This window comes from Flavobacterium sp. CYK-55, assembly GCF_018413465.1.
Lineage (GTDB): Bacteria > Bacteroidota > Bacteroidia > Flavobacteriales > Flavobacteriaceae > Flavobacterium.
In genome coordinates, this window is the sequence record NZ_JAHCDK010000012.1 from 1 (window position 1) to 25,723 (window position 25,723).

The 25,723-nt window shown below is 38.2% G+C and carries 20 protein-coding genes; 19 read left to right on the top strand and 1 reads right to left on the bottom strand.

What is annotated here, in order from left to right; all coding sequences use genetic code 11:
* The first annotated feature begins 687 nt into the window (after positions 1-687).
* From KIH23_RS11720 to KIH23_RS13900, 9 genes are all read left to right on the top strand, one after another.
* Positions 688-987: a nucleotidyltransferase family protein gene (locus tag KIH23_RS11720; protein WP_213213684.1), complete on the top strand. Its 300-nt coding sequence runs from the start codon at positions 688-690 to the stop codon at positions 985-987.
* A complete protein-coding gene (locus KIH23_RS11725) occupies positions 980-1,324 on the top strand; it encodes a DUF86 domain-containing protein (protein ID WP_213213685.1) in 345 nt (114 codons plus the stop codon). Before KIH23_RS11720 ends, KIH23_RS11725 begins: the two co-directional genes overlap by 8 nt.
* Before the next feature lie 473 nt (positions 1,325-1,797).
* Complete coding sequence (locus tag KIH23_RS11730) at positions 1,798-2,130, top strand: hypothetical protein (protein ID WP_213213686.1); 333 nt, start codon at positions 1,798-1,800, stop codon at positions 2,128-2,130.
* A gap of 62 nt (positions 2,131-2,192) precedes the next feature.
* On the top strand, positions 2,193-4,718 hold the full coding sequence (locus KIH23_RS11735; RefSeq protein WP_213213687.1) for a DEAD/DEAH box helicase family protein: 2,526 nt from the start codon (positions 2,193-2,195) through the stop codon (positions 4,716-4,718).
* 20 nt (positions 4,719-4,738) lie between these two features.
* Positions 4,739-7,789 (top strand): N-6 DNA methylase, encoded by a 3,051-nt coding sequence (locus KIH23_RS11740; RefSeq protein ID WP_213213688.1) that lies wholly within the window; start codon positions 4,739-4,741, stop codon positions 7,787-7,789.
* 186 nt (positions 7,790-7,975) lie between these two features.
* Positions 7,976-9,835 carry a hypothetical protein gene (locus tag KIH23_RS13770; protein WP_249684907.1) on the top strand — a complete coding sequence of 620 codons (1,860 nt, stop codon included), beginning with the start codon at positions 7,976-7,978 and terminating at the stop codon, positions 9,833-9,835.
* A 2-nt stretch (positions 9,836-9,837) separates the two neighbouring features.
* Positions 9,838-10,926 carry an AbiH family protein gene (locus KIH23_RS11750; protein WP_213213689.1) on the top strand — a complete coding sequence of 363 codons (1,089 nt, stop codon included), beginning with the start codon at positions 9,838-9,840 and terminating at the stop codon, positions 10,924-10,926.
* A gap of 348 nt (positions 10,927-11,274) precedes the next feature.
* Positions 11,275-14,022: a T9SS type A sorting domain-containing protein gene (locus tag KIH23_RS11755; RefSeq protein WP_213213690.1), complete on the top strand. Its 2,748-nt coding sequence runs from the start codon at positions 11,275-11,277 to the stop codon at positions 14,020-14,022.
* Between the two features lie 220 nt (positions 14,023-14,242).
* The gene (locus tag KIH23_RS13900; protein WP_410505149.1) at positions 14,243-14,344 is read left to right on the top strand and encodes a DUF1508 domain-containing protein; all 102 of its coding nucleotides are present in this window, start codon (positions 14,243-14,245) and stop codon (positions 14,342-14,344) included.
* 451 nt (positions 14,345-14,795) lie between these two features.
* Here the strand turns inward: KIH23_RS13900 and KIH23_RS11765 are convergent, their stop codons facing one another.
* On the bottom strand, positions 14,796-15,437 hold the full coding sequence (locus KIH23_RS11765) for a DUF6266 family protein (RefSeq protein WP_213213691.1): 642 nt from the start codon (positions 15,435-15,437) through the stop codon (positions 14,796-14,798).
* 537 nt (positions 15,438-15,974) lie between these two features.
* Here KIH23_RS11765 and KIH23_RS11770 point away from each other — a divergent pair.
* From KIH23_RS11770 to KIH23_RS11815, 10 genes are all read left to right on the top strand, one after another.
* Positions 15,975-17,276, top strand: coding sequence for an ATP-binding protein (locus KIH23_RS11770; RefSeq protein WP_213213692.1), 1,302 nt, complete (start codon positions 15,975-15,977; stop codon positions 17,274-17,276).
* A gap of 338 nt (positions 17,277-17,614) precedes the next feature.
* The gene (locus KIH23_RS11775; RefSeq protein WP_213213693.1) at positions 17,615-18,790 is read left to right on the top strand and encodes an RCC1 domain-containing protein; all 1,176 of its coding nucleotides are present in this window, start codon (positions 17,615-17,617) and stop codon (positions 18,788-18,790) included.
* A gap of 588 nt (positions 18,791-19,378) precedes the next feature.
* A complete protein-coding gene (locus tag KIH23_RS11780; protein WP_213213694.1) occupies positions 19,379-19,969 on the top strand; it encodes a TetR/AcrR family transcriptional regulator in 591 nt (196 codons plus the stop codon).
* A 50-nt stretch (positions 19,970-20,019) separates the two neighbouring features.
* The gene (locus KIH23_RS11785) at positions 20,020-20,541 is read left to right on the top strand and encodes a DinB family protein (protein WP_213213695.1); all 522 of its coding nucleotides are present in this window, start codon (positions 20,020-20,022) and stop codon (positions 20,539-20,541) included.
* On the top strand, positions 20,534-21,718 hold the full coding sequence (locus tag KIH23_RS11790) for a thiolase family protein (RefSeq protein WP_213213696.1): 1,185 nt from the start codon (positions 20,534-20,536) through the stop codon (positions 21,716-21,718). Before KIH23_RS11785 ends, KIH23_RS11790 begins: the two co-directional genes overlap by 8 nt.
* Positions 21,718-22,245, top strand: a complete 528-nt coding sequence (locus KIH23_RS11795; RefSeq protein ID WP_213213697.1) for a DinB family protein — start codon at positions 21,718-21,720, stop codon at positions 22,243-22,245. The genes KIH23_RS11790 and KIH23_RS11795 overlap by 1 nt, the downstream gene beginning before the upstream one ends.
* The gene (locus tag KIH23_RS11800) at positions 22,232-22,768 is read left to right on the top strand and encodes a GNAT family N-acetyltransferase (protein ID WP_213213698.1); all 537 of its coding nucleotides are present in this window, start codon (positions 22,232-22,234) and stop codon (positions 22,766-22,768) included. Before KIH23_RS11795 ends, KIH23_RS11800 begins: the two co-directional genes overlap by 14 nt.
* Positions 22,769-22,780: 12 nt before the next feature.
* Positions 22,781-23,539 carry a DinB family protein gene (locus KIH23_RS11805; RefSeq protein WP_213213699.1) on the top strand — a complete coding sequence of 253 codons (759 nt, stop codon included), beginning with the start codon at positions 22,781-22,783 and terminating at the stop codon, positions 23,537-23,539.
* Positions 23,540-23,550: 11 nt separating this feature from the next.
* Positions 23,551-24,498, top strand: coding sequence for a ketopantoate reductase family protein (locus tag KIH23_RS11810; protein WP_213213700.1), 948 nt, complete (start codon positions 23,551-23,553; stop codon positions 24,496-24,498).
* Positions 24,499-24,529: 31 nt separating this feature from the next.
* On the top strand, positions 24,530-25,420 hold the full coding sequence (locus KIH23_RS11815) for a hypothetical protein (protein ID WP_213213701.1): 891 nt from the start codon (positions 24,530-24,532) through the stop codon (positions 25,418-25,420).
* Positions 25,421-25,723 lie beyond the last annotated feature (303 nt).

Genomic DNA, 25,723 nt, shown 5'->3' on the forward strand with positions numbered 1-25,723 from the left:
ACAGCGCAGCGGTCTGTAGGCGCAGCCGTGTCTATAGCGAAGCGTGTCTCAAAGCGCAGCGGTCTAAAAAAGTTTAAGAAGTTGAGCTGAAACAGCCGTGAAACAGAGAACCCACTACAGGTTTAAAAAGTGTAAAAGGTTTAAGAAGTTTAGTCTGAAACCTAATTCTTAATTCGTAATTCGTAATTCATAATTCATACAGCGCAGCGGTCTGTAGGCGCAGCCGTGTCTATAGCGAAGCGTGTCTCAAAGCGCAGCGGTCTAAAAAAGTTTAAGAAGTTGAGCTGAAACAGCCGTGAAACAGAGAACCCACTACAGGTTTAAATAGTGTAAAAGGTTTAAGAAGTTTAGTCTGAAACCTAATTCTTAATTCTTAATTCGTAATTCATAATTCATACAGCGCAGCGGTCTGTAGGCGCAGCCGTGTCTATAGCGAAGCGTGTCTCAAAGCGCAGCGGTCTAAAAAAGTTTAAGAAGTTGAGTCTGAAACCTAATTCGTAATTCATAATTCTTAATTCTTAATTCTTAATTCTTAATTCTTAATTCTTAATTCGTAATTCGTAATTCGTAATTCATAATTCATAATTCGTAATTCATACAGCGCAGCCGCCCTACAGTCAGTTTAGTTGCCCGCAATTATATTTAACCCAACAGCCGAATAGAAAATTTTTTTTCTAAATTTGAAGCATGATGCTAATTGACCATAATATTGAAGCCCTAAAAACGCTTTGTAACAATTACAATGTAGAGAAAATGTATCTTTTTGGTTCGGCATTAACCTCAAACTTTACAGAGAAAAGTGATTTAGATTTTTTAGTAAAATTCAAACCCATTGAACGATCTCAATACTTTGAGAATTATATTGGTTTTAAAGAAAACTTACAAGCTTTATTCGGGCGCGAAGTAGATTTACTTGAAGAACAAACTTTACGAAATCCAATCCTAATTCGATCCATTAATAAATCTAAAGAATTGATTTATGGATGAACGAATTTTAAAATGGTTATTTGACATCAAATTGTCTATAGAAGAAATTGACAGTTATGCAGAAAACCATGAAAACGATTTCTTTAAATATCGTCAAAACTTGATGATGAAACGAGCAGTCGAGAGAAATCTTGAGATCATCGGCGAAGCCATGAATAGAATTATTATTCGTGATGCAAGTTTTGAAGAAAAAATAACCAACGCCAAAGCAATTATTGGTTTAAGAAATCATGTTATTCACTCCTACGACAATGTTTCTGATGAAAACATTTGGGCCATTCTAACCAATCATCTTCCTAAACTAAAACTTGAAATTGATCATTTGACTCAAGAATAGCACCCGAGTACCTGAGACGCTGAGTACCTGAGCTGCTGCGCTCCACGAAAGTAGCGTATACCTTTGATGGTTGCGTTTTTCTGAATGATTAGCAAAACATGGTGTTACCACAGGTTTAAATAGTGTAAAAGGTTTAAGAAGTTGAGCTGAAACCTAATTCTTAATTCGTAATTCGTAATTCCTAATTCCTAATTCCTAATTCCTAATTCGTAATTCGTAATTAGCTGAGATACTGACTGCCTAAGCCCGATAGCACCAAATAGTATTAACACAGTTGGCAAATCCACGCTATCGGGTATGAGAGAACAGAAAGCTTGACGATTACACAATTCAAAAAATCAACAATCAAAAATCAACAATCGTTAATCGTTAATCTCTAAACGCTTCCGTAAAATCCCCTCCCGAATTAGGGAAAACCCTAATGTTTTTTGTACAAAAATTTGCTACTCTTGCTTTTTGCATCAAACGCAACTATGCCACATACCACAAAACTCTATATTGTTCAGGCGCACTGCTGGCGGTGTAGGCAACCCGCTGCGCTGGCCATGATCAAAAGCCCCAACACTTTTTATGGGCCCGAGGGCTTTAACCCACAGCAAACCTTGTTGGCCACCCGGCAAGGCGCGGTCATCCTACCGCAATACTCGCGCTATGCACAAACCACCTACCCCGCCAACAGCTGCGGGCACTGCAAAGCCTTTTTGGGCGAACACTATTTGTTTACCGAGTATTTTATAAGCGCTTTAGATGGGCACTACCCCTACCAAACCGTGGTGGTAGATGTGGTGAAAGCGCCCGAAAAATAAGGGTGCGAGTACTTGGGGGTGTGGGAGAAATTTGGTAGGTTTGAAGTGAAAATTAAATTTGAATGAGAAACGAAGCACATGCCCGAATAAAAATCAATCAACTTCTTTTAGAAGCAGGTTGGCGTTTCTTTGATGATGAAATTGGACAAGCAAATATTTTTCTAGAGAATCATGTAAAAATATCACAAAACGATATTGATGAATGGGGCAATGATTATGAGAAAGTTAAAAGCGGCTCTCTAGATTTTTTGTTAGTTGACGACCATAAAAAACCCATCTGTGTACTTGAAGCTAAAAAAGAAAGTATTCATCCTTTATCGGCTAAAGAGCAGGCAAGAAAGTACGCCAATTCAGTTGGAGCGCAATACATTATATTATCAAATGGTATTGTGCATTATTTGTGGGATTTAAAAAAAGGCAATCCCAAACCAATTTATAAATTTCCATCGCCCAATGAAATTGGAGCTATAAAACAATGGAATCCAGATAGAGATTCGCTGGCAAATGAAATAGTATCGAATGATTACATCGCCAAAATCCAAATGCCTGATTACAGCGAAAGAGCTGGCTGGAAAGGGACGATTGAAAATAGTGAAGACTTCATAAAGGACAACAAATTAAGGTTTCTGAGGTATTATCAATTAGATGCTGTAAAATCTATTCAAAAAGCTGTTCAACAAGGCAAAGACCGCTTTTTATTTGAAATGGCAACAGGAACCGGAAAAACACTTACCGCTGCTGCTGTTATTAAGTTATTTCTGAGAACCAGAAATGCTAGACGTGTTTTATTTTTGGTGGATAGACTTGAGCTAGAAGATCAAGCTGAAAAAGACTTTGTAGCCTATCTAAAACCAGACTACAAAACGCTCATTTATAAACAGAGTAAATCAGATTGGCAAAAAGCTGACATAGTGGTAACTACCATACAATCATTATTATTCAATAACAAATACCGAGATTTATTTTCACCGACAGATTTTGATTTAATTATTTCTGACGAATCACATCGTTCAGTGTCAGGGAATTCAAGAGCCGTTTTTGAATATTTCAATGGTTATAAATTAGGTTTAACAGCAACCCCAAAAGATTACTTGAAAGGGGTTGACATGAACCAAATTAAAACAAGTGACCCAAGAGAAGTTGAAAGGCGAATGCTCCGCGATACTTATACGACTTTCGGCTGTGAAAGTGGAGAACCCACTTTTAGATATACGTTATTGCAAGGAGTTGCTGATAATTTTTTACGAAACCCAGTTGTGGCTGATGCCAGAACCGAGATAACAACGCAACTACTTTCTGACGAAGGCTATTCTGTGGTTACTGCTTCGATTGAAGGTGAAGAACAAGAAGTGTTTGTGTCTCGTGACTTTGAAAAGAGATTTTTTTCAGAACCTACAAATTATGCTTTCTGCAAAACATTTATCGAAAACGCCAAATTAGACCCCATTACTCATGAAATAGGTAAAACCATCGTTTTTGCAGTAAGCCAAAACCATGCGGTAAAAATTACGCAAATCCTAAATGAACTCGTAGAAGAAAAGTACCCAAATAAATATAACTCAGACTTTGCGGTACAAGTGACCTCAAATGTTGCCGATGCGCAACAAATGACCATCAACTTCTCAAACAATAATTTAAACGGAAAAACCAATTTCCTTGAGGGTTATAAATCATCTAAAACACGCGTTTGTGTAACGGTCGGAATGATGACAACAGGTTATGATTGTCCGGACTTACTCAACATATGCTTAATGAGACCAATATTTAGCCCCTCAGACTTTATACAAATAAAAGGGCGTGGAACCAGAAAGCATTTTTTTAATTACAAGTATAAAAACGAACTCAACGAAGAAGAAGTCATCAACTTTGACAAAGATAACTTCAAACTATTTGACTTTTTTGCAAACTGCGAATACTTTGAAGAAAAATTTGATTACGATGAAGTACTAGAGCTTCCGAAAGAAAAAGAATCTGTTGTAAGCGGTAATGAACCTATAAAAATAAAAGAATACAAAAGTGAAATAGCCGACCCTCTGGCAAAATTAGAAGAGAAAGCAATAGGTCTTGAAGGGATGAAAATAGACCGCATGCTGTTTCAAAAATTTGAAGACCGAATTGTCATGGATGACATCATCAAGAAAAATGTTGAACTAGGCAATTGGGAAGTGGTTATTAGTCATATTCAAAATGAAATTCTAGATAAGCCTGAAGAATATTTCAACATTGAAAACCTTAGAAAAGCCGCCAAAATTGACCGTAAAATTTCTATCCGTGAAATTGTAGAAAAGATATTCGGAATCATTCCGAAATTTAAATCAAAAGATGAGTTACTCGATGAAGAATTTGATAAGTTCATTTCTATATATCCACCAGAAGAAGATGTTAACATCAGAGCTTTAAGATATTTCTTTAAAGCCTATATTGTGGATCAAGGCATCAGAAAAATAATTGAAGCTAAAGATTTTCAAGCTTTACAAACCCACCCAACTTTAACAATTGCGCAATTCAAAGAAGTAGCGAGTAAATACAGAGAAGTTATTCCTGTGTATATTAATGACTACATCAAACTTGACAATTTCGCAGCCTAACAAATTACTAAGTATAATAAATGCTTGACATTACCACCAAAAAAAGAATCGATGATTGCCGAGATATTCTCGTAGGCAAACTACCCGACCCAAAATCGCAAATAGAACAAATCACCATAGCGCTGATTTATAAATTCATGGACGACATGGATAAAGAAGCTATTGATTTAGGTGGCCGCGCCAAGTTCTTTGCAGACTATGAAATCCAAGACCCGAACGACCCTCACAAAAAAATAACCGTTCCCTTTGAAAAATACAGCTGGAACAATTTATTTGATCCTAAAATCAGTGCCTCTGAAATGCTTAAACTCTATTCAGAAGCCATTGAAGGAATGGTCAAAAACCCCAACATCCCCGAGTTATTCTCGAACATCTTCAAAAATGCCTACCTGCCCTATCGTGACCCCGAAACGCTTAAACTGTTTTTAAAAACCATCAGTGAATTTGAATATACCCACAGCGAAAAATTAGGCGATGCCTTTGAATATTTGCTCTCGGTGATGGGCTCTCAAGGCGATGCCGGACAATTCAGAACCCCACGTCATATTATTGATTTTTTGGTTAAAGCGGTAAACCCGAACAAAACCGATTCTATTTTGGACCCTGCATGTGGTACAGCGGGTTTTTTGATTTCTGCGTTTAAACACATTAAAGAGCAAAACAAAAATGTGTTAACGCCCGACGAACAAAAAAAGATCATTAAAAACTTTGTAGGCTATGACATCTCGCCCGATATGGTGCGTTTGAGTTTGGTAAACCTCTACTTACATGGTTTTTCTGACCCGCATATTTTTGAATATGACTCGCTAAGCAGCGAAGACCGTTGGAACGAAACTTTTGATGTCATATTGGCCAACCCACCGTTTATGAGCCCGAAAGGTGGCATCAGACCGCACAAAAAATTCTCGATTAGCAGTAACCGGAGCGAAGTATTGTTTGTTGATTACATAGCCGAGCATCTCAACCCCAAAGGGAAAGCCGGTATCATTGTACCCGAAGGTATTATTTTTCAAAGTGGCACAGCCTATAAAGACCTGCGCAAAATGTTGGTGGATAATTATTTGTATGCTGTGGTGAGTTTACCCGCTGGTGTTTTTAACCCGTACAGTGGTGTAAAAACCTCTATTTTATTAATGGATAAAACTGTTGCCCAAAAAACCAACGATATTTTATTTATAAAAATTGACAACGACGGTTACAACCTAGGTGCACAACGCAACCCTATCAAAGGCGGGCAATTAGAAGATGCGGTGCAATTGATACACGAGTTTGTTGCCTCGCCATTTAAAGAGATAACCAACCCAATGGCGCACTCAGTACCCAAAACCGAAATAAGTAAAAGCGGCGATTATAATTTGAGTGGTGAGCGGTATAAAACTAATACGACACTTCACCATACAAAATATAAAATAGAAAGTTTAGGGAATTTAGTTGAAATTTTAGATAGCTTAAGAGTACCTATAACCAAATCTGAAAGAATAAATGGCGATTATCCTTATTATGGTGCAACTGGAATTTTAGATTATGTATCTGAGTTTATTTTCAATGAAAAATTAGTTTTAATAGGCGAAGATGGTGCTAAGTGGTTACCAGGTGACAAAACCGCTTTTATTGCAGAAGGTAAATACTGGGTTAATAACCATGCTCATGTTCTTAGGCCGAAAAGAGAACTTCTATTAGATTTATTTTTAGTAGAAATGATTAATTACATGGATTTAACTCCATATATAACTGGAGTAACTGTACCAAAATTAAATCAGGGTAAGCTAAAAGAAATTAAAATCCCACTTCCACCACTTTCAGTTCAAGAAGAAATTGTAGCTGAAATAGCAAGCTATCAAAAAATAATTGATGGCGCTAAAATGGTGGTGGATCATTATAAACCCAGAATTGAAATTGACCCAAGTTGGGAAATGGTTGAGTTAAAAGAATTGACAACTAAAATTACAGATGGAACTCATAAAACTCCAAAATATACTGAATCTGGAATTCCTTTTTTAAGAGTAACAGATTTAACTCTATCAAATGATAGTAAAAAGTTTATTTCAGTTGAAGAACATCATGAACTAATAAAAAGATGTAATCCAGAAATTGGTGATATTTTATATACAAAAAATGGAACAGTAGGTGTTGCAAAAATGATTGATTGGGAATATGAATTTAGCATATTTGTTAGTTTGGCACTAATCAAACCCAAAAGAGAGCTCATAGAGTCCAAATATCTTGAAATAATGATGAATACAGATTTGGTATTTAATCAATCAACTGCACACTCTAAGTCAGGCACAATCACAAATTTACACTTAATTGAAATTAAGCAATTTAAAATTCCTTTACCAAACAAAGAAACCCAACAGCAAATCATTTCTCAAATAGAAAATGAGCAAAAGTTGGTGAATGCTAATAAGGAGTTGATTGCTATTTATGAGCAAAAGATAAAGGATAGAATTGGTAAGGTTTGGGGTGAAAAAGAACAAAAAGTTGTCTCTAAAAAAGTTAGCAACGATTTGTATTTAGCTATGATGCTCAAACAAATGGAAAAGAAAATCCAGCTCAATTATGGAGAGGTTGCTACCCAAAAAACGGTTTTTCATTTAAATACATTTACCAGTCAAAAATTAGATTATCAATTCATTAACTCGAATTACGGCACTTATTCATATCACCTCAAAGATGATTTATTAAAGAATCCGTATTTGTCAAAAATCAAAAAAGGCAATGGTGAAGTGTTTGTTGTAACTAATTCGAAAGAAAAAGAAATTGAACAAGCGCTGACCGATTCTGAAAACAAAGCCTTTGTTGACGCAATCAATGAGGTATTAAGAATTTATCAAACTCCACTAATCAATAAAGAAACTGAAAACATTGAATTACTCAATACCGTTTCAAAAGTAATTTTAGACAAACAATCTATAGATTTAGATGTTGTTTACAAAGCCATGCAAGAATGGGAAATCAACCAAAATGGCTTCAAAACCAAAGCAGATAAATTTAGTCTGCCAAAGACCAAGAGAATGATTGATTTGATTGAGAAGTTGGACTTAAAAAGTACGTTAATCAAAAAGCAATGACTTATTGAAAGTTAGGTTGGAGATGAGAAAAAAAACCTTTATTTTTTAATTTCATTAGAGATAATGAAATGTGATAGCTTGGAGCAAAGCATGAAAAAAGTCAAGGGTATAATGAAATGTTGTTGCAGCAGGTTTTGAGAGAGGCGTTGCAGGCAAAGGAGCAGGTTTAATTTAAAAATTAGAATTATGGATTTATCACAATTATATTCCTTAAGAACCGATTTCACAATCTTAGGACTTACTGGTAGAACTGGTTCAGGTTGCAGTATGATTGCAAATATGCTAAGTAATGATTTTGAAGATCTTAAAAAAAACGGTCTAAGAAATCCCTCTGATAATAGTAGTTTTGATGATCCAATTTTTCAAAATAAATACCGGATTAGTTATAATTTCCTTTATCATAAAAACAATTGGACAAAATTTGATTGTATTAATTATAAAGATGTCCTATTATTTATCATTCTAAAAAAAATAGGGAAAAATGCAGATAAACTAAAACCTGTATTGATTAAGCACTATAAAGAAAAGAAAGATGATAATAATCAGAATGTTGTCAATAAATTGATAGTTGTTTTACAAGAAATATTAGACGATAGCAAAAACAAACCTCTCATTAATAAATTTCTGTCTATTAACAAAACTAATATTGGTCGATTAAAATCTAAAAAAAGCTTATTATATCTGAATGATTTATTTTTTAGTGATGATTTTAGAAATTTAAGCGTTGCGTTTTTTCAAGCTCTAGAGAAATTTGGTTACTGTAGACGAACTAATTTTTTGCACCAAATTGCATGTAATTTAAGAGGGAATGGTCAGTTAAATGCTGGTAGCAAGTATGATATTAAAAACATTTACACCATTGCTGAAATAATCAATCGATTAATTAAGGCCAGGAAAATATACAACACTGAGAGAAAAATAAAAACAAAAATTGTCATTGACTCCTTAAGAAATTCGCTAGAAATTATGTTTTTTAAAGAGCGATATTCTGGTTTTTATCTAATAGCAACTAAAGACGTTTTAGGAAATTCTAAAGCAAGAGTTGCAGATAGATTGAAAGTAAAATATCATGAAGATGAAATAAATAAAATTATTAAATATCTCTTTAATCTAGATGCAATAGAGTATAAAACAAATGATTTTAATGATGGTGAATTTTCATCGCCAGATGTAGATAATTGTATTCAAAAGAGTGATTATCATATTATAAATTTAAAACTAGAAGATTTAAATAATCAAAGTTTTCAAAAGAATACATTCTTTTCGCGTGAGGAGCAATTAATGAAGTTATTATCCTTAATTATGCAGCCAGGAATCATTACTCCAAGTGCTGTTGAAAGGTGTATGCAAATTGCAAATACCGCTAAATTAAATTCTGGCTGTATATCGCGAAAAGTTGGAGCGGTAATTACAGATTCAAATTATGTAGTAAGGTCAATAGGTTGGAATGATGTTGCTAAAGGTCAAACCCCATGCAATTTAAGAAATGTACAAGATTTCCTTCCAGAAACAGAAAATCTTAATAACGAACATTATAGCAATTTTGAACGTAGTGAAGATCTATCTGAGATAATTGAATATAGTTATAAAGATAAAGAACCATTCACATTTAAGAATGCAATGTTAGACATGTATAAAGATTACGATGCTACAAAATTAAAAGGTAAAAACTGTTCATTTTGCTTCAAGACTGTTCATAATAAATATGAGAAACAAAAAAATCAAGTTCATACAAGATCTTTACATGCTGAAGAAAATGCAATGCTTCAAATTACAAAAAATGGAGGCATAGGTGTCAAAGACGGTATCCTTTTCACGACAGCTAGTCCATGTGAATTATGCTCAAAAAAAGCATATCAATTAGGCATTAGTAAAATCTATTACATTGATCCATATCCTGGTATTGCGGAAGATCAAATATTAAAAAGTGGAACTGGAAGCCCATCAGTATATATTTTCTCAGGTGCTGTTGGTTCAGTTTATAATCGACTTTATGAAACATTTTTATCTTACAAAGATGAGATGTCATTGATATTGAATAAATAATAATGAACAGACTCATCCTCATCGGCAACGGCTTTGATTTAGCACATGGGTTAAAAACCAGTTATAAAGATTTTATTGCATCTTATTTTTCTAATGCAATTAATCGTATTTATTTGAATAGACCGTATGAAGATGAGCTTATTCAAATAACCCTCAAAAGAGGTCAATATTATCAACCACTCCCCAATGATAGAATTTCAACTGAGAATTCATTAGAAAAATTCAGAGAAATACTTAATGGAACGGATATTTTTGACTTAATGTTTAAATCACTTGTTCTTAAAAATTCATTTCAACAAATTGAGTCCATGAATTGGGTTGATTTAGAAATTGAATATTTTAAAGTATTGCTGGCCACCAAATATGGGTATAAAAACAATGATCAATTAGAAGCCATACAGAAAGTAAACACCCAATTTGATTTTCTCAAAGAAAAACTCAAAGAGTACCTCCTCGAACAAGAAGCAAGTTTGAGCACTAGCTTTGATTTAAAACCATTGGTAGATTGTTTTACCGAACCCATCCAAGCGCAAGAAGTAGTAACTACGAATTTATCTGAGAACCAAAAGCCTGAAAATCTTTTCTTTCTGAACTTTAACTATACCCATACATTTGAGCCTTATTTTGATGCTTGCAGAGCAGAAATCCCCTCTGAGTTTGATTACATCCACGGTGATTTACAAGAACAGCACGGAAGCATGATTTTTGGTTTCGGAGACGAATTGGATAAAAACTACCTAGAATTTGAAGACGAAAAAAACAACGAACTGTTCAAACACATCAAATCATTTGAATACCTCAAAAACAAAAACTACTACCGCTTAATTCGATTCATCGAATCAGGTGATTTTCAAGTACAAATATACGGGCACTCGTGCGGGCTTTCAGACCGAACCATGCTCAACCAAATCTTTGAACACCAAAATTGTAAATCCATCAAAATGTTTTACCACCAAAAACCCGATGGAACCAATGACTACACCGAGAAAACCTATGAAATCTCTCGCCACTTTAAAGACAAAGGCATGATGCGCAAAAAAATCGTTCCGTTTGATTATTGTAGGCCGATGCCGCAACCGAAAATTGAATAGAAAGCCTCTTTATGAGGCTTTTTTTATACCCTTACATTCTCAACCCAACTCAAAACACACAATTAGGGAAAATCCCCTCATGTCCTTAGGGGAAACCCTAATATAAAAACTCCCAAAAATGCTTAACATTGAATCTATCTAAGATTCAATACAATAAACGTTTATAAAAGATTTCTATTTTATTTCTGTCATCAGTAGCATCACAACACCAAATACATACTTCAGATTTCAAAAAAGTAAATGCACCACTACATTGATTTTACTTTTCCCTTTATGAATTGGGCTAAGTACATCAACAAAAAAAATGAATAGAGCAAATTAATAACACAATTCTAAACAACAATGACTATGAAAAAAATCTATGTTGCTGTATTTACAGCCTTTTCAGCAGTTGGTTTTGCACAATGGCACCCATCCAATGATAGTAATTGGGCCCAAGTTTTTGCAGACGATTTTAACTACAACGTAACGCAACCGGTTATTCCCAACACCGATGTGGTCAACTATCTAAACACCAAATGGGTCATCCAACATGGCGAAAAAAGATACGGATGTGAAAATGCATTTGTCAAAGATCAACTAGCTCTTCAAGACGGGTCGCTCTTTCTATGTGCCGATGATTGCCCGTCAGGCGGATGCATGTATAATTATCAAGGGTCAAATTATGTGCTTAAAAACGGTAACGGAGTGACGGCTAATTTCAGAGCAAGTGAATTATACACCAAAAAGAAATTCATGTTTGGCTATTTTGAAGCACGGGTTAAACTACCTTCAGGTCGCGGAACATTTCCGGGATTTTGGTTGATGCCTATATTTATGGAGCGCAAAGATGAGTTTCTGACCACGCCTTTCAAATACGGTTATCCCGAAGAAATGGATATCATTGAGCAACGTTCGGTTTATGATGCAGATGATGTGGACCATAGGGTCAGACACGTCCAAGATTTTTGTTCGTTTTGGAACGGAAATTACCAATATGACGGAATCAATAGCAACCAACACTACATGCAAAACAAACTGGTTCCGTTTGAAGCATACGGCGGATCATGTAATAAAAGCCTAGCCGGTGAATGGCATACCTTGGCCCTTGAATGGGACATCTTTGGACAGAAATATTATATAGATGGACAACTCATTGATGAAAACAACCTTTGGAACCGCATTGTAAACACAGAATCTATGAATCTTGTTTTTACCAATGCCATACAAACGCATTTTACCGGTAGCTATGACAATACCTATTTTAATACCCCGTCGGGGGGCAATTATAAAGTGTATTATCCAGCACCCGGCGATCCGTATTTAAAAGAAGAAAAAGTAAAAGTTGATTGGGTAAAGGTTTTTCAGAAAAAGAAATTCAACAACCAGATTGTTTGGGCTTCAGGCAAAACTGATAAAATAGGAAACGAAAAACTCAACAACAATCATTCACTTCCGATGACCAATGTAGTATTGGTGGGCGATTTTGTTCCTGAGTCAACCAATCAGTCTGATGAAGTTTTCGTGATGAATGACAACGGACAACACAGCACTTTGCAGCGTTTTGTTGATAATATGTCATTTGATACTTATCATCCTGTTGATGGTTGGATGGACGGGCCGTACCACAACGAAACCGAAGTATGGCAATCAAAAGAACTTTGGGAAGAAGAATCCAATTCAGAATATGGCTTTAACCGTTGGAATGACCCAACTTTAACGCAAAAAACCAAATGGGTGGTCGGTAATTTTGACGGAGCCACCGGTGACGAAATTTTTACCTGCAATACCCAAAGTCAGTGGTCGGCCATTCGCAAATTTAATATTACAGCCACTTTACCTACCGAAATCGGGGGCTGGGGCGGTCCGTCGGCACCCAATATTTTGCCGTTTTACTACTACAACACCACCACAAGCTCTTGGGCGGGTTCGTCAAGAACCAACGCGCCCGAAGACAGATTCATAGCCGGAAATTTTGATTTAGAAAATAGCACCAACACCGACGAATTATTGTGCTTCAACACCAGCACCAACAATGCTACCGTGTTGGCTCCTAACGCCAATACAGTATCGGGCGTCAGTTACTTCTGGAAAAAATTAAATGCTTCAGGCGTAACCACCATCGGAACCGGTGGAACACTCTGGACCCCTGATGCAAGTGATGTTTATATAGTAGGAAATTTTGATACGACCAATGATGTTGGCGGGCAAGAAAAAGAAGAATTATTGTGCATCAGGAAATCTACGGGATTTGCCGCAATGTACAAATATGTTAAAACTTCTAACACCACAGGGTCTTGGAGTAGAATCTGGGTTTCCCCATTGTACAATCCTGCTCTAGCATATTCTATCACGAATCCGTATTGCATTAATCTAGCTTCAAATGCTTCTACAACCACGGGCAGTTGGTGGCTCAATCCGGGTGAGCAAGCCCAGTTTACCTCCGGAAAATACCTCAATGATGGTCGTGTACTGTTGTTGTGTATGTCTGAAAAACAAAAATATACTAATCTATATCAATTTAACCCTATCACCGGCTATTGGATCATAGCCCAAGGCAACGAAACAACCAATAATACTGCCTTAACCAATGGTTTTGTGAGCTTCCCGTACAAATTCAGTACAAGTACCTATGCCAATCAAGACAGCACTACCGCACCGGTCTACAACACCCAGACAAGAGTACTTACCATTGAAAAATATTACAACGCAAATTGCGCTAGTCTAACCCCTCCGCAATACCCCAATAGCGTTGACAATGCGCCTTATACACCTGATCTGAATGATTGTGTAAAATATTTCACTTCTTTGGTCTCATTCAACAATCCTACTTACAGACAAACCCTAGAGCCCTCAGAATCAGAAAGCCCAAAGAGTCTTGAAAAACCAGCCATCCAACCTGAATCAGAATTAACCATTACTCCTAACCCATCACAAGAAAGAATTAATCTATCCATTCTTGGGGCAGTCTCTATCTTTGACATGAATGGCAGATTAATCAGTACAGATTTAGAAAACGCCGGAACCGTTTCTATCCATCATTTACCCGATGGTGTTTACATCGTTAAAGTCAGTAACCCCGATGGTGAATATTCGGCACAATTAATCAAAAAATAATACAGTTAATTTCCGTAAAACCATTATGACCACTGCCGTTTATCGAGTGTAAATCATCTTTGGCTTTATACATAGAAAAAAGCGAAGGTGATAGCCTTCGCTTTTTTTATAAACTCTATACAATGTATTTCCCCCCCCGCTCCCGCGCGAATCTTTCGCGTGGTTTAGGTCGAGCAGCATGAACAATAACATAGTTACTTTATATAAAATTTAGATAAACATAAACCACCCACGCGAAAGATTCGCGCGGGAGCAATGGGACAACGGCATTGAATCAGTCAAAAGCAACGCACCAAGCGCCACCGTATCTGATGAAAGCTAAACCATTAGTTCTATTCAAATAAAAAGCGAAGATTTAACCCTTCGCTTTTTTTATGCACCCGCTGGCGCAACCGTCCCACTCTACCCAACCAAAACATACGCAATCAATAATAACCAGATGGACACAAAGAGGATCAAAAAAATCTACTTTTTTATAAACCAATTTAAAGCAAGGCACGAGCGAGAAGATTCCTCCTACGTCGGAATGACAAAAACGAAGCATAAAAGAAAACAACCACTTCACTATAGAATAGAAGGGATTGGTGCATAAATGAATGTTCTGCTACACGCCCCAAAAAACATTCAGCAACTCAATAACCCCAATAGTTACACGCCTTACTCATCAAGCGCAGCCGCTCAGGCACTCTCCTTCTCAGGCACTCAGGCACTCAACAAAAAAACTCCCAACAGCCTTAACCGTCAGGAGTTTTCAACACAAACTTAATTAAAACCTATACCAGCACTGTAGCCCCCAAATAAACGCTACTGGCGCATTTCTTGCCTTCGGCATCAGCCACACTTATCCAAGTGTGCACCGTATCGCCTACCCAAGTGTCGGGCAAGTCATACACATAAGCGTTTTCAGAACGCAGGGCTGCCTGGGTTTGGTAGGCAAACAACTCACGCGTTGGGTTATACACCACCACAAGCAGCGCATCATTAGGCTTGGCCTCGCCCTCGCCCGAGTTGTCAACCCAACCCAATCTGAGCACCGCACCGGCCTGCGCTTCAAGCAAGGGTTGTTGTAGCCCGAGTAAATCACCTTTGGCAATGATCACTTTTTGAAAATCAATTTCATAATCCGGATACGTGCCAACAACAGCTTCGCGGTTGTGGTAGGCAAAAGCCAAATTATACCGCGACTTATCGCCCGAGGGTTGCCCAAAAAAATCAGAAATTAAGGGTTTAATGGGTGATAAAAAATGCGCGGTGAGCGTAAAAATAGCTTGCACCTCAAGTTGTCTAGCACTAGCTATACGATTTGTTTTTTTCGGAAGGCTGCGCATCACGTCTAAGCCTCTCCAGCTGGCACCTACTACGGTACCCACTTTCCCTGAGAATCCGCCTAGGATTCCTTTGTTGAATGTTGCCATAACTTTAATTTTTAAATGGTTAAAAAATATTGGTCTGCAGCCCAATCTGAAAACGAAGGTATCAGGGTCATTTGACAACAACAAAAAAACGACCGAAAATGACCGAAAATGACTGAAAATGACCGAAAACGACCGAAAACGACCGAAAATGACCGAAAATGACCGAAAATGACTGAAAATGACCGAAAATGACTGCTTTTGACCCCAACCCTAAAAAAGCATTTAAGGCACTCTTAAGGCACCTTGGTAGCAGAAAACCGTTGCGAAAGCCCATTTTTAGGCATCAGACTGCCTTGAAACTGCCTTGAAACTGCCTTAAAAAAGTTGCGGTTGGGCACACGCGATGCTGTGCGTAAAAGAATGCTGTTTTTGTAAGAATTACGAATTACGAATTACGAATGATGAATTATGAATTATGAATTGAGCGTCGTGCTTGAAAAGCAACAATCGTTCATCGAAAAAGAGCTGCTGAGTGCTTGAGAAGCTGAAAACGGTCTGCGTATAGGCAAACGTCGCTAAATAGCGAATCACGTTCGCTTGGCTAAGATATTTTTTTTCGTAAAAACCAAATATAAAGCTGATAAAATCAAGCGATGGCGTTTAACCGCTGTTATGCTTTATCATTTAGTTCAAGATTTAATTGACCATGGAGTAAACCCACAAAAGATCATATTCATAACAATAGAGAATCCAATCTACAACAACATACTATTAGAACAGCTTTTCTCTTATGCTAAAGAAGCTACAGGGTTAAAAGATCGAGATGGTTGGTATATAATTTTTGATGAAATTCAATATTACAAAAACTGGGAAGTTGATTTAAAGTCGTTAGTTGATGGCTACAGGAATGACAAATTCATTGTATCTGGTTCTGCTGCTGCTGCTTTAAAGTTCGCTAGTAATGAAAGTGGCGCAGGGCGTTTTACGGATTTTCTTTTACCTCCATTGACTTTTCATGAGTATGTTTCTATGAAAAAATTAGATCATATTATTAAGCCCACAGAAATCACCTGGCGTGATGAGAAGATCGTATTTTATACTTCAATCAATATTGTAGAATTAAATCGTCACTTTATAAAGTACATTAATTTTGGAGGTTATCCCGAGGTAATCTTTTCTGAAAAAATTCAAGAAAACCCGGGTAGATATATTAGTCAAGATATTGTTGATAAGGTTCTTTTGAGGGATTTACCGAGCTTATATGGAATTAGTGATACTAGAGAGTTGAATTCTTTATTTACGACGATTGCCTACAATACTGGAGAAGAGTTTTCTCTCGAAACATTGAGTAGAGAATCCCAAGTAAATAAAAATACACTTAAAAAATATATTGAGTATTTAGAAGCGGCATTCCTGATTAAAAAAGTTCAAAGAATCGACCAAGCAGGAAAGCAATTTAAACGAGACCATTTTTTTAAAATATATCTTACCAATCCATCACTTCGTAGCGCCTTATTCTCGCCAATCACACCTGACGATGATGTAATGGGACGAATGGTAGAAACTGCAATTTTTGCTCAGTGGATTCACAGAGATTGGTTTAATTTCTGGTATTCTCGATGGAATGGTGGCGAGGTGGATATGGTTGGGCTTAACGACAAACTTAAGCCTAATTGGGCTTTAGAAATAAAGTGGTCAAATCGGTATTTTAATAGCCCTTTAGAATTAAAAAGTTTACTGAAGTTTTGTTCTGAAAATAATATTGATCATCCTATAGTTACAACTATAGATAAAGAAGGAAGTCAGTTGTGCAGAGATTTAACGCTTCAATATTTTCCGGCAGCTGCTTATGCCTATACTGTCGGAAAAAAAACGCTCGAAATGAAGAAAAACAGATAAGATTTATTCTTTCACGCCAATGTGCTTAATCTATGTCTGGTCACATGAGAACCTGAGTGCTTGAGATTGCTCCTGCAGCGGAAGAATATGATACGGTGATTACCTATAGACACGCTGCGCTTGAGACACGGCTGCACCTATTGACCGCTTCGCTGTAGAACAGTAGGCATGGCTATATTTAGCATCATTTGAAACTTTAGGTAGGCAAATACCGCAAGCAAAAAAATATGAAAGTATGAGTTGGTTGAATAATTTAGCTAAAATCTTTTTATTTTAGCTTGGGCTTCATTGAGTCATAGATTTTAAAACAAAACATAGCATTTAAACCAACCTGAATTATGAAAAAACTTTTATTACCTAAGCTCTCTCTAGCACTACTTGGATTTTTGGTGTTATCTATGAGCAGCTGTACCTCAAGCGAATCATCTTCATCGCAAAGCGGACCGGTAGCCAAAACCTACAAAGCTGTGGCTGCCGGAGATAAGCATATGTTGGCCATTACAAGTTCTGGTGAACTATACACCTGGGGCAATAGTGATGCAGGACAAACCGGGCTCAACCTTATGGGAACCGATTATAATTTACCTCAAAAACTAGGAGCCGATACCGATTGGAAATCTGTATACGCCAACGCAAATCAATCATTTGCCATCAAAAATGACGGAACCCTATGGGCTTGGGGCGATAACCAAAGTAAACAATTGGGCATCAACGGAGTAAACCATTTAATGATTCCTACCAAAATCAACAACGATACGGATTGGATCTTAGTAGCACCGGGGGTTGATTTTACATTGGCCATCAAACAAAACGGAACCCTTTGGGCCTGGGGAAACAATGCCAATGGTCAATTGGGTATTGGGAACTTTACCGCACAAGATACGCCAACACAAGTAGGTACCGATACTGATTGGAAATTCGTATCGGCAGGAACCACCCATACCATGGCCATCAAAAACAACAATACCCTCTGGGCTTGGGGCGATAATAGTGTTAATGCATTTGGCAACGGAAATGCTTTTAGTTCTGAAGTACCCGGACAGGTCGGAACCGATACCTGGAAAACCGTGGCGGCGGGTAATTCGTTTTCAATGGGAATCAAAACCGATGGCACCCTATGGGGAACCGGTAAAAATAATTATGGTCAATGCGGCAATCAAAATGCGTTAGTCTTGTATACTTTTTTTCAAATTGGTACCGATACATGGAAAGACGTACGTTCGTGTGACTTTCACTCAATGGGTATTTCCGCAGCAGGCTTTTGCTATACTTGGGGAAACAATACTTTTGGATGCTTGGGCAACAACACTACCAACGTAACCTATAGACCAACGGCCATTTACACTGGTTTTCCGGCAGACCAAGCTTGGTTTGCAGGAGTCTCAAAAAACAGCTCTTTTTATGTTACTTTAAACAGCGGGCATTATTTACTGGTGGCCGGCTCAAATGACAAAGGGCAACTTGGAACCGGAAACAACAACGATACAAGCAAATTTGTCAGAACAGCAAATTAGTGAAGTGGTGGGCGCAATAAGCCACCAACATGAATCAAAAAAGCCGATCTGATTAGATGGGCTTTTTTGTTGTCAAATAGTTAATGGTTCATTAAAAGAATAGCTGCTGAGCACCTGAGATTCCTCCTGCTTCGGAATGACAAGGCACGGCTGCGCCTACAGACACGCTGCGCTAGAGACACGGCTGCGCCTTTAGACACGCTACGCTACTGACCGCTGCGCTTTAAGACTGAAGGGATGTTTATTCAATTACTTCAAAAATCAAAATTTATTCCCCGCTCCCGCGCGAATCTTTCGCGTGGTTTAAGTCGAGCAGCATGAACAATAACATAGTTACTTTATATAAAATTTAGATAAACATAAACCAACCACGCGAAAGATTCGCGCGGGAGCAATGGACAGCTGCTCAGTTTCTCACGCGCTCAGAGAGTAGCCCCTCGACTGCGCTCGGGGTGACAAACATTGAGTAACACGAATGCTTCAATAAAACTTTTTTCAATATTTTATTTCAAAATATACCAAACGGTACATTTATTTATATATTTGTAAACTCATTGCGCCCAAAAATGCAAAAATGAGCCTTAAAGTATGTCTAAAGCAGAACGCACCAAACAGTTCATCATCGAGAAAACGGCACCCATTTTCAATGCAAAAGGTTATGCCGGAACTTCGCTGTCTGACCTTACCGAGGCTACGGGCTTGACCAAAGGGAGCATTTACGGCAACTTTGAGAATAAAGACCAGGTGGCGCTGGCTGCTTTTGACCACAACTACAGTTTGATTGTGGCCTATCTGCGCAAGCAAATTGAAGCGCGCCCCAACATGATTGACCGCTTGTTGGTGTATCCGGAAACCTACCGCAATTTTTTGAATTTACCGATACTCAAAGCCGGTTGCCCTATTTTGAATACCGCTACTGAAGCTGATGATACACATCCGTTGCTCAGAAAAAAAGCCATCGCAGCCTTAGGTTTTTGGAAAAAAACCATTGAAAAATCAATCACAATAGGCATAGAACGAAATGAAATTAAAGCAACCACCCAAGCAGAAGAATTTGCCACCATCATGATGTCATTAATTGAAGGCGCTGTCATGCAAGCCAAACTAACGGGTAGTTCACAGGCCTTGCATATCACCATGGATCATTTAGAGTACATGATTAAAAATTTAAGAAACTAAAAAATTTTATTCTTTAATATACCGATTGGTATTATTTAAAACAACACATCATGGAAATCAAAACAATACAAAGATTTTTGTCGTATTACGAAAACATCCGCTCGGGCACTAAAGTCATTATTCAGACTATTCCACGCGATAAAATCAATTGGACCTACAAACCCGGAAAGTTTACCATGGCCGATATCATCAGACATATTGCTGCCATTGAACGATATCTATTTGCTGAAATAGTCTTAGGAAAACCGCCGGCCTACATGGGTTGTGGCCCAGATCTCGCCGATGGTTATGAACAAATCTTGACTTATTTTGATCAAATGCATGCAGAGTCTGTGGACATTTTTAAGGCCTTAAATGACCAAGACCTAAGCCGTAAAATCAACACCGTAAATGGAACACAAACCAGCCTGTCCAACTTTTTAAGGGCTTTGGTAGTGCACGAAATACACCACCGAGCTGCTTTGTGTATTTATTTGAATTTGCTCGATATTCAAACGCCACCCCTATTGGGGCTCACTGCCGAACAAATCATTCAAAAATCAACACACCTCAAAAATCAAAGTCATGAATAATGTATACATCATCGAGGCCAAAAGAACACCCATTGGTAGCTTTTTAGGAAACCTCTCAGGGCTGTCAGCCACACAATTAGGGGCCACTGCCATTGGCGAAATAATACATACGGTAGGCATTGAACCGGCTCAAATTGACTCGGTCTATATGGGCAATGTGCTTTCGGCCAACTTGGGGCAAGCACCCGCCAGGCAAGCCTCTATTGGGGCCGGTATTCCCAACCAAACAGATTGCACCACCATCAACAAAGTATGTGCATCAGGACTCAAAGCAACCATCATAGGCGCACAACAAATTCAATTGGGGTTCGAAGATTTGGTGATTACCGGCGGTATGGAAAGCATGAGCCATGTACCGCATTATCAGCCCTTAAGGCAACCCTTTAAATTGGGAGACCGTTCTGTAGTAGACGGTTTGCTCAAAGATGGTTTGACCGATGCTTTTGATCATTTTCATATGGGCCATGCGGCCGAATTCTGTGCCAGCCAATACCAAATTAGCCGAGAGCAACAAGACCAATACGCCTTGTCTTCATATGCCAAAGCAGCAAAAGCAACACAAGAACAAAAATTCAAACGAGAAATTATTCCCATCACCATAAAAAACAAAAACACCGAGTTGTGTATTGACACTGATGAGGATATTGATAAATTGATTCCTGAAAAGGTTTCAAAGCTACCCCCTGCCTTTATTGAAAACGGAACCATTACTGCCGCCAATGCCAGCAATCTCAATGATGGTGCAGCAGCTATTTTATTAGCCTCTGACCAGGCCGTAGCAAGACACAACTTAAAACCGCTGGCCAGAATCATCTCGTATGCCGATGCTGCCCAAGACCCAAAATGGTTTACCACGGCTCCGTCGGTAGCCATTCAAAAAGCACTACAAAAAGCAAAATTATCCATTGATGAAATTGATTTTTTTGAAATCAACGAAGCCTATGCCGTAGTGGTTATGGCCCATCAAAAAATCCTCAACATTCCCGCCTCTAAAATAAACCCATACGGGGGCGCTGTGGCCATGGGGCATCCATTGGGGGCTTCGGGTGCCAGAATACTTTGCACCTTGATTTCGGTTTTAAAACAAGAAAATCAAAAATATGGTCTTGCCGCTATTTGCAATGGCGGCGGCGGTGCAACAGCCATGATTATAGAAAACATTAAATCCGTAAAATAATGACCAAACCTGAAATCAACCACCAACTCATCGCTGCCCATCAGGGCTTATACAGCAGTGCAGCCGCCTCTTTACAACCGCATTACGCAAAGCCCGAAAAATGGTCAGTGGCGCAAAACCTGGTGCATATCAATATTTCATTAGAGCGACTAAACCACTATTTGATGCTGCCTAAATCAGTCATAGAATCGCGTTTTGGTCGGTCAGAAAAAGCGGCAATCAGCTATAATGAAATGGCTGATATAATCAGAGCAATCTATGAAAAAGGAGTCAAAACCACTACTCCGTTTGAACCACCTCAAGAGCTAAAAACGCCTATTTCTGTATTTATTGATCAGGGGCATCAGCTTTTAGAAACCTACACCCATCATCTTAAAAACTGGTCTGAAGAAGAACTAAATCAATACCATTGCCCACATCCGCTTTTGGGAACTGTCTCGGCTAGAGAAATACTTTATTTCACCATTTATCACGTACGACATCACCAACAAACCATTGAAAATTTAAACAGAGATGAAGTTAACTAAATCATCAACATACACCATTCAAAACACTGAAAAACAAGACTTAGACTTGATTTATTTGCTTTTTGAAAAAGCCATTGAATACATGCAAAAAAAACAGTTTGTGGGTTGGACAACTTATGACAAAACTTTCATTAATCGCGACCAAGAAAATAAACTGCAATTTAAAATTGTGCAAAATCATCGATTGGTCTGTGTGTTTAGTATTTGCTTTTCAGACGCATTAATTTGGCGAGAAAAAGAGCAAGGCGATGCCATTTATCTACACCGAATTGTAGTAAACCCTCTGTTTAAAGGGCAACAGCAATTGGCCAAAATACTCAACTGGGTACGTGAATGGGCCATCAAGCATGAGTTAAAATACATCCGTATGGATACCTGGGCCGAGAATCAAAACATCATTGATTACTACAAAAGTTTCGGGTTCAAGCATATTGAAGATTACACAACCCCCAACACGCCTCTATTACCCGAACAACACCGTGATTTAAAAGTGGCTTTATTAGAAATGAAAATAGAATTATAAAATGTTCAGGCTATGAAATTAGAAAATTGGTTTGACCGAAAATTCAATTTTGAAAACCCTCAATGTATCTTTCCTGCCATCATAGAGCGGCTTGAGGGCACTTCGGCTCGGTTAGAAGAAAAACTAAACAACAGGACAGACCGGATTTTAAAATACAAACCCAACAACACTTGGTCTATTCAAGAAAACTTAGGGCATCTGATAGATTTAGAGCTCCTTTGGCAAGAACGATTAGACGATATTTTGAATCATAAACCTGAAATGCGTCCGGCCGATTTGCGCAACCAAGCCACCCATTTGGCCAACCACAATCAAAGAACCATTGAAACGCTGCTGAGCGAGTTTAGAGCACTCAGAAAACAAACCGTTTCAAGGTTGGTATTGTTGCGTGATGACGAGGTCTTAAAATCTGCGTTACATCCGAGGTTAAAAACCCCGATGCGCACCACCGATTTATTTTGGTTTGTAGCAGAGCATGATGATCATCATTTGGCGTGCATGACCAAACTGCTTCAAGAAGCCCATCAGTTATTTTCGGCTGATACCTTTTCAACCCCTAAAAACCAAAAACGCGTCAAGTTTGATTTTGAAATATCCTTCAGCAACAGCGGAAGTTTAATTGGTCATGATTTTAGACTTGACTTGCACCAAGAGGACATTTCAGAAGATGCATTGGCCAGCCATCTCATTCATGAATTGAGGTTATTGATGGTTCAAAACATTACAATATCAAACAAGGAAATCATCAACGAAGCACACAAACGAATTTAAAAAACAAAATCATGTTCCAAAACAAAAAAACTAAAATCGCCATAGCCGGAATGGGTGGAATTGGCGGTTACATCGGGGGCAAACTGGCTCATTATTATGCCGACCAAGACCTAATTGACATTATTTTTATCACCCGAGGCGAAACACTCAAACAGATTGAGCAAAGCGGATTAGAACTCACCTCAAAGGAGGTCCATTACCGTACAATCCCTACCATGGTCTCTAACGATCCTGATGAAATCGGAACCATTGACCTGCTTATTATCTGTACCAAAACATTTTCAACCAACGAGCTGCTCGTAGAATATCAAAAATGCTTGTCGTCAAAAACAACGGTGATTACCTTGCAGAACACCATCAACGGCAAAGAGCGCATCACACCGATTTTGCCCGAGGGCGCTAGCTTAATGGAAGGTTGTATTTACATTGCTTCGAACAAAACTGCACCCAATAAAGTGTTGCACAGCAGCGGGCCGGCAACGGTATTTTTTGGTACTGACAAAGTACTCAACCCACAAGGTGCTGCCATAGCCAAACTCCTGAATTATGCCGGTATAGAAGCCCATTACACCCGTGATATTACTACGCTGTTGTGGAAAAAATTCTTGTTTGTATCACCGGCAGCCATTGTAACCGCCTTGCACCAAATAACTTTCACCGAAATACTGGAAAGCCGAGAAACAGAATATTTATACATTCATTTAATGTCTGAATTAATGGAACTAGGCAAAGCACAAAAAATATTTATTGACCCGCTCACCGTTCTAAACAATATTCAGTTATTAAGCAAGTTCAAAGGCAGCGTAAAATCGTCTTTTCAGATTGACCTCGAACAACATCGACCCACAGAAATATACTCATTGGTGGCATACCCCATAGAGCAAGGCCAAGAATTTGATTTGGTCATGCCTTACTATCAAAAAGCATGGGTTGACCTTCAATCAAAATACAACCTTTAAAAACAACACTTATCAATCAAAATATCAAAACATGAAAAATATATTTAAAATCATCGTTCTCATTACTTTTTGTAGCAGCATCAATATTCAGGCACAAAAAATAAAAACCATTACCGGGTTCAACCACATCGAAAGCGTGGCTACCGATGGCAAATTTTTATATGCAGCCGACATTGGTAAAGCACTCAATCCAAGCGCCAAAGATGGCGACGGAAGCATTATAAAACTGGATAAAAAAGGGAATGTAATAGCTCTTTCATGGGCACTAGACCAACTCAATGCGCCCAAAGGATTGACCATTGACAAGGGAATTCTTTTTGCCAATGACATTGATCGACTAGTGGCTTTTGACCTTAAATCAGGAGCTAAACTTTATGAAATCAACTTTGAAAAAGAAACCTCTTTTTTAAATGACATCGCAGTATGGGATCATCAAACCTTGTACGTTTCTGCCACCGATAAAAACAAGTTATTTCAAGTGAATCTAATTGATAAATCATATACCGAAGTCAAAACAGAAAAGCCTATATGGGGCATCAACGGCCTGTTTTGTTACAAAAAAGCAAATCGCCTATATGTGAATGGCCTAGGCGAAAACAATCAGTCAAACGGAGTGGTGGGCTACATCAATTTAAAAGACAAAACATTTACACAGCTCACAACCTTACAAGGTCTTTATGACGGTATTTTTATCAGCGATGACGTTTTATATGTGAGCAATTGGGTTGCTTTTGAAAAAAAGGGAATCATACAAGGAATCGGCATTTACGGAGCCAGAAAAATAGAAACCGTCAATACAACGCAACCCATTGCCGGTCCGGCCGATTTTATCATTCTGAACAATACGCTCATCATTCCGGCCATGATCAGTGGAGAAATTCTTTTGATAGAATTAGACCGAGATTTGAAACTCAGGTTGTAAACGGTTTCTCAGAACTATTGTGCCTGAGTTGCTAAGTACCTGAGATTCCTCCTGCGTCGGAATGACAAGACACGCTAGAGACACGCTGTGCTAGAGACACGGCTGCGCCTACGGACACGCTGCACTAGAGACACGGCTGTGTCTTTAGACACGCTACGCTACTGACCGCTACGCTGTGAGAATTACGAATTAGGAATTACGAATTAAGAATTAGGTTTCAGACTAAACTTCTTAAACCTTTTACACTTTTTTAAACCTGTAGTGGGTTGTTGGTTACACTAATGCTTCAAAAATCATTTAGGA